General features: G+C 59.8%; 9 protein-coding genes. 5 read left to right on the forward strand and 4 right to left on the reverse strand.

Features of this window, described 5'->3' with window-relative positions:
• Positions 1-99: 99 nt before the first annotated feature.
• Positions 100-1,575, forward strand: a complete 1,476-nt coding sequence (locus tag JNK74_13655; protein ID MBL7647228.1) for an FHA domain-containing protein — start codon at positions 100-102, stop codon at positions 1,573-1,575.
• A 182-nt stretch (positions 1,576-1,757) separates the two neighbouring features.
• On the opposite strand, the gene JNK74_13660 is transcribed toward JNK74_13655, so the two are convergent.
• The gene (locus JNK74_13660; protein MBL7647229.1) at positions 1,758-2,249 is read right to left on the reverse strand and encodes a hypothetical protein; all 492 of its coding nucleotides are present in this window, start codon (positions 2,247-2,249) and stop codon (positions 1,758-1,760) included.
• A 295-nt stretch (positions 2,250-2,544) separates the two neighbouring features.
• Here JNK74_13660 and JNK74_13665 point away from each other — a divergent pair, with 295 nt between their 5' ends.
• Together JNK74_13665 and JNK74_13670 are read left to right on the forward strand one after the other, a co-directional pair.
• A complete protein-coding gene (locus tag JNK74_13665; protein ID MBL7647230.1) occupies positions 2,545-3,198 on the forward strand; it encodes an MOSC domain-containing protein in 654 nt (217 codons plus the stop codon).
• 289 nt (positions 3,199-3,487) lie between these two features.
• The gene (locus tag JNK74_13670) at positions 3,488-4,108 is read left to right on the forward strand and encodes a hypothetical protein (GenBank protein MBL7647231.1); all 621 of its coding nucleotides are present in this window, start codon (positions 3,488-3,490) and stop codon (positions 4,106-4,108) included.
• 6 nt (positions 4,109-4,114) lie between these two features.
• Here the strand turns inward: JNK74_13670 and JNK74_13675 are convergent, their stop codons facing one another.
• Together JNK74_13675 and JNK74_13680 are read right to left on the reverse strand one after the other, a co-directional pair.
• Positions 4,115-5,434 (reverse strand): HAD family phosphatase, encoded by a 1,320-nt coding sequence (locus tag JNK74_13675; protein ID MBL7647232.1) that lies wholly within the window; start codon positions 5,432-5,434, stop codon positions 4,115-4,117.
• Positions 5,434-6,513, reverse strand: coding sequence for an SMP-30/gluconolactonase/LRE family protein (locus JNK74_13680; protein ID MBL7647233.1), 1,080 nt, complete (start codon positions 6,511-6,513; stop codon positions 5,434-5,436). Before JNK74_13680 ends, JNK74_13675 begins: the two co-directional genes overlap by 1 nt.
• Before the next feature lie 643 nt (positions 6,514-7,156).
• Here JNK74_13680 and JNK74_13685 point away from each other — a divergent pair.
• On the forward strand, positions 7,157-8,188 hold the full coding sequence (locus JNK74_13685) for an RNA 3'-terminal phosphate cyclase (protein MBL7647234.1): 1,032 nt from the start codon (positions 7,157-7,159) through the stop codon (positions 8,186-8,188).
• A gap of 76 nt (positions 8,189-8,264) precedes the next feature.
• Entirely contained in the window at positions 8,265-9,653 is a 1,389-nt protein-coding gene (locus JNK74_13690) for an RtcB family protein (protein ID MBL7647235.1), read from the forward strand.
• A gap of 83 nt (positions 9,654-9,736) precedes the next feature.
• On the opposite strand, the gene JNK74_13695 is transcribed toward JNK74_13690, so the two are convergent.
• On the reverse strand, positions 9,737-10,517 hold a 781-nt coding region (locus tag JNK74_13695; GenBank protein MBL7647236.1), incomplete at its 5' end, for a PKD domain-containing protein.

The following is a 10,517-nucleotide window of genomic DNA, read 5'->3' on the forward strand; positions in this document are numbered from 1 at the left end:
TCCGGCCCGTTGAGTGATACTATAATCGCTGATCCGGGCGGCGGATTCACCTGCCACGCCCGGTGTGCGCGAAGCTTTGACACCCGAATTCTGCTATCCATGACCGAACCATCCAATGTACCCGTGAACGACACGCCGAGCGCCGGCCGACTTGGTCAGTTGCTGGTAAAGCAGGGCATTGTGTCCGCAGGACAAATCCATGCCGCACTCGCCCTTCAGGAAAATGAAAACAGCCACCTCGTGAAGGGCCTCGTCAGCCTCGGCTTTCTCAAGGAGACCGACCTGACCAATTTCCTGGTGAAGCACCTCAAGCTGCCCCGTCTCAACCTGGCGGATTACAACGTGAGCCAGGATGTGCTCAAGACCGTACCGCGCGAGTTGTGCCTGCGCCACCGTCTGATGCCCATCGACATTCTCGGCAAAAACCTGACCCTCGCAATGGTGAATCCATTGGATGATGCCGCGCTCGCGGCGGTGCAGCAGGCCTGTCCAGACTTTCGGCTAAAGCCCTTTCTATGTTCACTTTCCGACTTTGACCTGGTGGCCAGTCGCCTTTTGCGAAGCGAGCAGGAACAGAAGAGCAACTCCGAAATCAGCCTGAAGAGCCTGGGCATCACGGGACCCGCCCGAAAGACCGAAGTGCCTGCGGGCCTGTCCCGTCCGGAGGCACCGCCCGAGGTAGAAGACGATCCCACCGCGACCAAGCTCTTCGATGGCCCCGCCATCATGCCCCGTCGTTCTACCGGACCGCTGCGGTCCAGTCTGATCTGCCTCGACGGCTGGGAGTTGGGCCGGGAAATTGAAATCCAGGGCCACGAGTATCTTCTTGGTCGTTCGGCCGATGCCGATACCACCATCGCCTCACCCCTTATTTCGAGGGAGCACGCCCGCATCACGCGAAATGAAGAATACGGCCAGGAAACCTTCGTCATCACCGATCTGAAAAGCAGTAACGGGACTTTCGTGAACAACGTGCCGGTGACGACGACCATCCTGCGGCACGGAGACCGAATTCTACTGGGCAATGTGCTTTTCAAATTCGTGCTGCTGGACGAAGTTGAGGCGCGATTCCACCAGGATGTGCACCGACTCTACAGTATCCAGAAGGGTACGGGACTGCTGCCCGCCGATGGCTGGTTTAAGGCGCTTGATCGCGCGGTGGGTGGCTCTGAGGCCCCCCTGCGCACCGCGTGCCTGATTGAAATTGACCATTTGCCCGCAGTAGAGCAGAGTCATGGACAGATCGCGAGTGTGATTGTCTTGAGCGATGCGAGCGACATTCTTGGTCGCTCTCTCGGGCGTGGAGACCTTCCAGGCGATCTCGGAAACGGACGAATTGGCGTGCTGTTTGAATCAAAACAAACAGAACCCGCCTATTTGCTTCTGGAGGACCTCCGGCGCTGTGTGGAGGCCCATGTGTTCACCCACAAGGAAGCCCGATTCCGCAGCACGCTCAGTATCGGCCTGGCAACGACCGAGGGATGTGCGGACGGCAAGGCCCTCTACGGGAAATTGGAGAAGGGGCTGGCATCCGCGATCGAGTACGGTCGCAACAGAATAGAAATACAGCACTAACCGACGCAAAGCAACAACACTTTCATGCTGGCGATGAACGCCGATGCCCCCGTTCAGTTGTGTCTGTTCTTGTCTGGTTGCGCCGAAAAGTTAGGAAGGAGGCAGCGCGCCGCGAGCGGTACGCTGCCTCCTCGTTTTGTTCGCGTCATGCGGAACAAACACGGGGTAACTGGGGTGAGACGCTACTCGTCCTCCTCGACGAGGGTCGCCGAGAAAGTGCCGGAAAGCTGCACGGGAAATACGGCGGTCCATTCTCCCGCAAGTGTGTCGGCCTGACCATCGTCATCGATGTCTTTGGCCTGGCCCGTAAGCACGAGGCTGATGCAGAGGTCGCTATTGCACCCGCCGATTATATCTTCCGACCGAAGCAGGAAATTACCGCCGACGACGATGCGACCGACCACGCGAATTTCGCCGACTTCGATCTCCTGGAGATTGAGCAAGGTCTGGAGGGTCTCGAAGCAGGTAAAATCCAGATTGACGTAACCCTCAACTTCGGTGGCGTCGACGGGGTCTTCGGCAAGGGCATAATGCACAAGGTCGAGTGTGATGGGGCATTTTTCGTCGGCGGCGTCCCCCTCGCCGGGCAGCACCCACTTTCCAGCATAGCTTCCCGTCATATCGAATGAGGAAAGGAACTCCGGGCATCCCGCCAGGAGTAACAGACAACCCATAGCGGAGAGCATCCGCTTCCCAAGTGGTTTCATTGCTTCCTTTACTTCCCAGTTCCGGCGCGAACTCGCGCCATAGCACAGCCTGCTCAGCCTACAACCCGAACGCAAAAACATCACACTGGCCGCAGCCCAACTCCCGATATGCCCCATCCTATGCCATAAGAACGGAGATTCCAGATCGCGGGTTGACAGCGGCGTCCACAGCGGTTGCGGGCAATTGCGCCATGCGGGGGCGACTTGCTAAGGTGGCGGGCGCGATGCGCATGGCCCGTGGCTCAGGTAAGGAATGCAGCAGATGAAACTTCGATCGGTAAATGTGTCGGGCCTCACGCAAGTCGTGCATCAGGGCGAACTGGTTCAGACGGGCATCTTCAAGCGGCCCGTGGCGGGCCCCGTGACCGTGGGGACAGTCCAGATCGCGGGTGACCGGCAGGCCGATCTGGTCAATCACGGCGGCGAAGACAAAGCCGTTTATGGCTATCCCTGGGAGCACTATGCCCATTGGTCGGGCGAGCTGGGTCGCGATGATTTTGAGCCGGGGCAATTCGGCGAAAATCTTACTACCGAAGGAATCCTCGAGTCCGAACTGAGTATCGGCGACCGGCTGCGCGTGGGCACGGTGCTGCTCGAAGTGAGCCAGCCCCGGGTTCCCTGCTTCAAGTTGAACCTGCGAATGAAGCACCCCGGCTTTTCAAAAATCTTTCTCAAGAGCGGACGGGTGGGCTTCTATTTTCGCGTGCTCGAAGCCGGTGAAGTCGAGGCGGGCGACGTGATCAAAATCGAAGCGACCGGACATGAACGGATCACGATCATGGAGGCGGTCCATACGCGTTTCTTCGACAACAGAAACGTCCAGGCGATTCGACGCCTCCTGAGCAATCCGGCGCTGGCCGCCGTATGGCGACACGACTTGGAGGCGCTCGCCGCGAGGGCGGAAAGCTCTCTGTGACCGTAGGGCACCGACGCGCGGCGCTTCGGTGGAGTCGACAGGCACGCGGCGCGGAGGCGCCCGCAGAGCTGTCCACATTTCGAACACTTGAGGCGGTGGCGCGTGCGATAAGCGCATATTTTCCGGCGCTGGCGAGGAAAACCATTGACAATACTGCGGTTGTAGACCTAGAATGGTGTTGTACTTCTGTCATGATTTTTGCACGATATGTGCTGAACCGGAACGCGGTGCAAGCGAATTGCAGGGTTGGGGGGCTGTTTGCCGGGGCCGCAAGCTGAGGAGCGATGCGATGTTCACGTTGAAGTGGATTCGAGCGACGGTGCTGATTGTCTGTCTTGTGATTGGCGTTCCGTGCCTGGCACAGAACGCGGGCACCGGCTACGACCGAATGGACGGAAACTACATTAAACCCAGTCGGCGAGAGCAACCGAAGCGCAATTTCAACAACACGACGAAAGAGCGCCTGAACATCTACAAGGTGAAGCGCAGCGCGAATTCGCGAGCGGGCACCGATGTGCGGTATGTCGTCTCCCAGGAGGGCGATCCCAAGGATGACAGCCAGGAAAGCCGGCGGGCCAAAGACAGAAGCGTCACACTCCAGGGGGAACGCACCGAAATCGAACTGGAAGACTCCATGGACATCGTGGCCCCGGAAGGGGAAGCTTCGGAATCCGGCGAAGGTGTCCAGACCACCGAAGCGGTGGACGTGGTTATCGAAGAAACGACCCCGCAATTGCTTCCATCGCGCAGTATCGACCCCGACCAGATGGTTTTCTGCTCGAAGCGCCTGATGGAATTCCACTGGACTGAGGACTGCGCCATGCTCAAGAATGTGAAACCGACGCGGCTCACCTACAGTGACGCAAAGGAAGCGCACTACACGGAGTGCACGGCCTGCGGCGGCAAGTAAAGCTCGTCAGCGCATGAAAAGGCCGTGCCGGACGATAGCTTCGATCACGCCGTTCTTGAGGACGTATGCGGCGCCACTGAAATCCTGACTCAGGGTGTGTTCGATGGGTACGGCACAGGGAATGCCAATCCCCGCTCCCCGCTGCGCCGTTATGCCGGCTTCCGTATCTTCAAACCCGATTACGCGGGGCGCGTGGCGACCATCCAGTCCGAGTCGGGCCAGAGCCAGCGTATAGGGATCGCGATAGGGCTTGGTGCGGCCCTCGATAACATCGTCGCACGTGACAATGGTATCGAAGAAGCGTCGATGGCACTCAAAACCAGCCCGTATCCTGCCGCGCGCGTCCCCGTCGATTTCCCATCCAGCCACTTCCTCGCGCAGAGCACGGAAGACCGCCTGAAGCACGAGATTGGTCTCGAATGAACCTGACGAGGTAACCAGGGCGACGGGCACGGGGTTGTCGCGAAAGGCGCGGCAAAGTGTGGCCAGCGTCTCCGGGAGCTCGTCCGCCAGAGACATGTCGGGGTGGGCATTGCGCACCGCGCGCGCGAGTTCCGGGGCGCAGGATTCCGGCAGCCAGCCCTTGGCAAGGGCGCACAGCAGGGCCACGCCCGGCATGGCGTTTATGGCGGGCACGGCGGGGTCGCCATAAATCATTTCCGAGACGGCGGCACCCTCTCCCCTGTTCACCCGCTCAAGGATATCGATGTAATCCGCGTAGAAAATCATCAGGCCGAACTGGGCGAACATTTCCTGGCCTACACTCGGATAACGCAGCATCGCTTCGCGAATGAGTGCGTCGCCCTCGGCGGCGCGCCTCGCGGGATCGCCGGCATGGCGGGGCCAGGTCTCCATGCCGAAGGTGCGCGTCATCGTATCCACGCGGGTGCGAATATCCTCGGGCACATCGCGCTCGGCCAGGAAAACCAACGCCTTCATCGTCTCATCGAAAAAGAGGTCGGGGCGAATGGCATGGCCCACCGACGCGTAAAGGTACTCCAGATTGCGCTGGGTACTGTAGCCCACGATGTTGGGATAGTCCCGCTCGGGATTGATGCCCGCCCACGCTGCTTTGGTCTTCCAGCCGGTGCCACGACGCACGACCTCTTCCACATCGTGGAGAAAGAGCGGCTCGGTGTAGGTGGTCGTGCCGTCCATGTCCAGAAAGATCGCGGCGGGCGGCCCGTCGAGGTGGGAAAATTTCGCGCCGAGGGGCACGATCTCGCGGGGCGGAAATACACCCGGCGCATTCTCGATGCAGGCGAATTCTTCGCCCATGGCGGTCAGCTCGGCCTGGGCCTCGGAGAGATAACGCAGGAGACCCATCAGGCGGAATCCTTCACGGTGGGAACGTTGATGCGCCCGAAGGCGGATTCAAGAATACTGCCGAAGTACAGTTTGCCGTCGTGCTCCTGCACGCTGGTGATGGGTGCGAAGGCACCATCGGGATCCTGGAGGTTGTGGACGACCTTGCCCTCCGCATCGATACCCAGAACGAAGGCATGGCGCAAGGGCTTCGGGCGAAGAAAGGCGGGCAGGCGCATGACCACCTTGCGCAAGAAGGGCTTGGAACCCAGCTTGTCCATCAGGGGATTGCGCGGCGAGGCGATGGCAATCCAGTAAACGCCGTTGGCGCCCGTGGAGATTCCATCCGGGAATCCGGGGAGGTTGTCGATGAGAACTTCGTCCTGCCCCTTCTTCTCCCCTGCTATCCAGTATTTGCGCACAAGGTAGGAACCTGTCTCATTCACCAGGACAAACTGCTGGCCGGGATCCACGGCGACGCCGTTGGCGAAATGGAGGCCATCGAGCAGCAATTCTGTCCTCTTCGTGTCGGGGTGCCAGGCCAGAAGCCGCCCATGGGCGCCGTGCTCGATGAGATCTTCCATGTACTGCGTCTGGCCGAATTTCGACGAGGCATCGGAAAAGTAGATCGTGCCGTCGGCGGCAACTTCGACGTCGTTGGTGAAACCGAAAGGCACGCCGCCATGCTCCGTTGCCAATACTTCAATGATTCCAGCCGGATCAATGCGGAGAAGGCCTTTGTAGGAGTCGCACACGATGAGATTTTCACTCGCATCGAAGTGCAGACCGAGGGGACGTCCTCCCGTGTTGGCAAAGACCTCTGGATTCTGCGCGTCGGCGTCCCAGCGCATGATACGGCCGTCTTCGAAGCCGCCATAGATGCGGCCCTGGCTGTCAACGGCGATATCTTCGGGTTTCGGTCCCACGCCCTCGCCGAGCCGCTCGACGGACGCAAGGGATGAATTGACGGCGTAGGCCCCTTCAAGGGCCGGTGCTGCGGGCGGTTCCCATGCGACGGGATCGATGGGCACGGGCCACAGGAGGAGGTACAGGAGAAGGAGCACAAGCAACAGTGCACAGGCTTGGATGAACTTCTTCATGGTGATCTCGGGGATGATTACAGACACAGAAAATGCCTCGCGAGAGGGGATGCGGGGCGAGGCGCAGTGTAGCACATCGGAAGTCCGAGACGGGATAGCCTGGGCATGGAGGTTGCATGAAGTTGGCGGCCTTTAGAAGTGGGACGCCGTCGGGCCGCACTTAATCGTTCTTCCACGATGACCGTGAAGCGAACTAACAAGAGAGCGGGAAAGTAGCGTTCTGCGACTGAGATTCCTCCCTGCAATCAAGGCAGGTTCCGATTGAGCTTGCATTACAACTTCCTTTGCGCCTTAGCGCCTTTGCGTGCGACACATCGCGACGTTAGTATGCCTCACGCAATCAAGCCGAAGGCGTGTTTTCAATTTCAGTTGATACCCAGGCCATTGCGCTTGAAACCACTTGCCCATACACGCTTCCCGAACTATCCTGTTGAATAATTTGCTATCTTCCTGGATAAATCAACCCCACATGTGCAACGCGCCCACGCTCTCTAAGGTCCCCTTAATCGGACACTTAGAAAGGTACGGGCGCGTTGGCACCCTTCTGGCTCTCAGTCAGACAACCCAAGACCAATGGGAAACCCGATCAGGGTTCCGGTCTCTCGAAAGAAAGCAGAAGAACATGGACGTAAAAGATGACATGGTGGTCCACATCGACGGATCCCAGGGTGAGGGCGGTGGACAGGTGCTGCGCACGAGTCTCGCGCTGTCGGTCCTGACCGGAAAACCCTTCGTCATGGAACGGATTCGGGCGGGCCGGAAGAAGCCGGGACTCGCGCGGCAGCACATGATGTGCGTGGAGGCGGCGGCGGCCATCAGCGGTGCCGAAGTTGAGGGCAATGGGCTTGGCTCACAGTCACTTCGCTTCCAGCCCGGCACGGTGCAACCGGGTGACTTTCACTTCGATATCGGAACGGCGGGCAGCACAACGCTGGTGCTCCAAACGCTGTTGATGCCGCTGTTGCTGGCGGACGAAGGGTCGCTCCTGACTATCGAGGGCGGAACCCACAATCCCATGGCGCCTCCGTTTGAGTTTATCAGGGATACGTTTCTGCCCCAGTTGCGCGCCATGGGCGCGCGGGTCGAGGTTACGTGTGAACGACCCGGCTTTTACCCTGCGGGCGGTGGGCGTTTGTCGGTTGAGATAACCCCTGCGCGTGCGCTGAAAGCCTATGAAATGCTGGACCGTGGTGCCTTGATTCGCGTCACGGCGGCGAGTCTGCTCTCCTTGCTGCCCGATGTGATTGCAGAACGTGAACTGGCCGTGGTGCGCCGAAAGCTGAAGCTGCCCGAGGACGGGCAAATCACTCGGATCGATACCGCAAAGGGTCCGGGCAATGCCGTGCTGATCACAATCGAACATGAGCACATCGTCGAAGTGGTCACGGCCGTCGGCGAGAAGTCGGTGTCGGCGGAGCGCGTCGCGACGGGTGCGGCGCGGGAAGCACAAGGCTATCTCCAGCATGGCGCGCCCGTGGGCGAGCACCTGGCGGATCAGTTGCTGTTGCCCATGGCCGTGGGCGGCGGCGGGCGCTTTCGCACCGGGCCGCTGACGGAACATACGCGGACCAACATGCGGACGATTGAGGCTTTTGTGGATGCGAAGTTTGAGACGACACAGGTGGATGCGCACGTGTGGGAGATAGCGGTGACGCGGATGCAGGCCGGGAAATGAGCAACTTGATGAGCATACTATTGCGGATGACGATGAGTGCTGTGACTACTGGCGGAACTCATAAGAGGAAGAAATCATGAAATCACGTGAAATTCTGGAACTCGGGGTACCGAGAGCCCTGTTGAAAGAGGCGCAGCTTGCGGTGCGTGCCGCGATTGCCGGCGGCATCAAGAAGCGAGCATTGCCAGAGTTTATCAAAGCGATCCTGGAAAGCCCGGAAAGCCACCGCAACGATCCGCAGGGCGGCGCGCTGGCCTGTGGCCTGATCCAGTACCGGGAGTCGAACCGCTTCGAAGCGCGGGATGAGCCCGCGCCGTGGCGTCAATGGGGCGATGATCTGGAACCGCAGTCGGTGCAGCAGTTGCGGAATGCCTGCGCGCTGCCCGTGGCGGTGCGCGGCGCGCTCATGCCGGATGCCCATCTGGGTTACGGGCTGCCCATCGGCGGCGTGCTGGGTACACGGAACGCCGTCATTCCCTATGCCGTGGGCGTGGATATTGCCTGCCGCGTGAAGCTGAGCGTGCTGGACATGCCCGTGGACAGCCTGGATACAAAGCAGGAACAATTGAAAAACGTCCTCCTCCGCGAGACGCAATTCGGGATCGGCGCCAAGTTCGATAAACGCCGGGAACACGATGTGATGGACCGCGACTGGTCCGTAACCGTTATAACAGAACGCAACAAGGACAAGGCCTGGTCCCAGTTGGGTACCAGCGGTGGAGGCAACCATTTCGTCGAGTACGGCATCTTTAGTATCGGTGACGACACGCTCGGGATCCCGGCGGGCAAATATCTCGCCATCCTGAGCCACAGTGGAAGCCGGGGTACGGGCGCATCCGTCTGCGACGAATACAGCAAGCGGGCCAAAGCACGGCGTCCTGAATTACCGGGCGAACTGAAGAACCTCGCGTGGCTGGACCTGGACACGGACGACGGCCAGGAGTACTGGGCGGCGATGAATCTGATGGGCGAATACGCCGCCGCAAACCACGCGTGCATCCACCGGCACCTGGTGTCGGCGCTGGGCGCACAAGTGTTGCTGGATGTGGAGAATCACCATAACTTTGCCTGGAAAGAAGTACACGATGGCGAGGAGCTTATTGTTCACCGCAAGGGTGCGACGCCCGCGGGTAAGGGCGTGCTGGGCATCATCCCGGGCTCCATGGCTACGCCCGCCTACGTGGTGCGCGGTCTTGGTCATCCGGAGTCGCTTAACAGTGCGGCCCATGGTGCGGGTCGCGTAATGAGTCGGACCCAGGCAGCCAAGACGCTGAAATGGAAAGACGCCCACGCCTTTCTCGCCGAGCGGGGCGTGACCCTGCTCTCGGCGGGAATTGATGAGGTCCCCGCAGTGTATAAGGACATCCAAAGCGTAATGCGCGCCCAGGCGGATCTGGTGGAGCCGGTGGCGCAGTTTCAGCCCAAACTGGTGCGCATGGCCAAGGATGGTCCTGCGGAAGACTGAAGGTACTTGCCGAGGGACAATACGAAAAGGGCCTGCGCGACATCGTTCGTCGCGCAGGCCCGCTGCTTATCTACACGGCAGGACTACTCCCTGCGGAGGGCGCTCCACCCGGAGAGGGTCAGTGCCGCAATTCCCAGCAGGAACAAGTCTCCAATGCGTGACTGGACCTTGCCTATCGTACCGGTGACCGTGAAGTTGCACCCTTCACCTTCACCTTCACCTTCACCTTCACCTTCGCCTTCGCCTTCGCCTTCGCCTTCACCTTCACCTTCACCTTCACCTTCACCTTCACCTTCACCTTCACCTTCACCTTCGCCTTCGCCTTCGCCTTCGCCTTCGCCTTCGCCTTCACCTTCACCGCCATCGACCTGCTCCTCGAGCTCCCCGTCCGACAGGAACCCATCGTTGTCCGTATCCAGCTCGTTGAAGGCGACGCCGGACAAACTGGGAAACGCGGTCAGAGCCTCAGTGAATGAAAGTACGCCATTTTCATCGACATCAAGCAGATCAAAGAGATCCAGCAACACTTCCAGGACCTCCTCGATTTCAACTTCGCCCTCCCCTTCACCGCCATCGCCGCCCACGTCGATGTAACGCGACTTTATCTCAACATCGTCCAGGTCGCCCACTCCCAAAATACTCAGCGCCACCGTGTAGCGACCGGGAAATTCATAGGTGTGGATGGGATTCTGATCGCTGCTGAAGGTGCCGTCTCCAAAGGACCAGAACCAACCGAGGACACCTTCGGCACCGCCCTGTGACAAGTCAGTGAACTGTACCGTGAGCGGAGCGTCACCTTCGGTGACGTCCGCAATAAACTCCGCGATAAAAGGAATTTCGCCTTCGCCTTCGCCTTCGCCTTCG

Source organism: Candidatus Hydrogenedentota bacterium, assembly GCA_016791475.1.
Classification (GTDB): Bacteria; Hydrogenedentota; Hydrogenedentia; order Hydrogenedentales; family JAEUWI01; genus JAEUWI01.

What these genes read in the sequence shown, in the direction of transcription:
- JNK74_13660 (MBL7647229.1), bottom strand. Translation starts at nt 2,249, where the DNA reads ATGGGTTGTCTGTTACTCCTGGCGGGATGCCCGGAGTTCCTTTCCTCA.
- JNK74_13655 (MBL7647228.1), top strand. Translation starts at nt 100, where the DNA reads ATGACCGAACCATCCAATGTACCCGTGAACGACACGCCGAGCGCCGGC.
- JNK74_13670 (MBL7647231.1), top strand. Translation starts at nt 3,488, where the DNA reads ATGTTCACGTTGAAGTGGATTCGAGCGACGGTGCTGATTGTCTGTCTT.
- JNK74_13680 (MBL7647233.1), bottom strand. Translation starts at nt 6,513, where the DNA reads ATGAAGAAGTTCATCCAAGCCTGTGCACTGTTGCTTGTGCTCCTTCTC.
- JNK74_13690 (MBL7647235.1), top strand. Translation starts at nt 8,265, where the DNA reads ATGAAATCACGTGAAATTCTGGAACTCGGGGTACCGAGAGCCCTGTTG.
- JNK74_13665 (MBL7647230.1), top strand. Translation starts at nt 2,545, where the DNA reads ATGAAACTTCGATCGGTAAATGTGTCGGGCCTCACGCAAGTCGTGCAT.
- JNK74_13675 (MBL7647232.1), bottom strand. Translation starts at nt 5,434, where the DNA reads ATGGGTCTCCTGCGTTATCTCTCCGAGGCCCAGGCCGAGCTGACCGCC.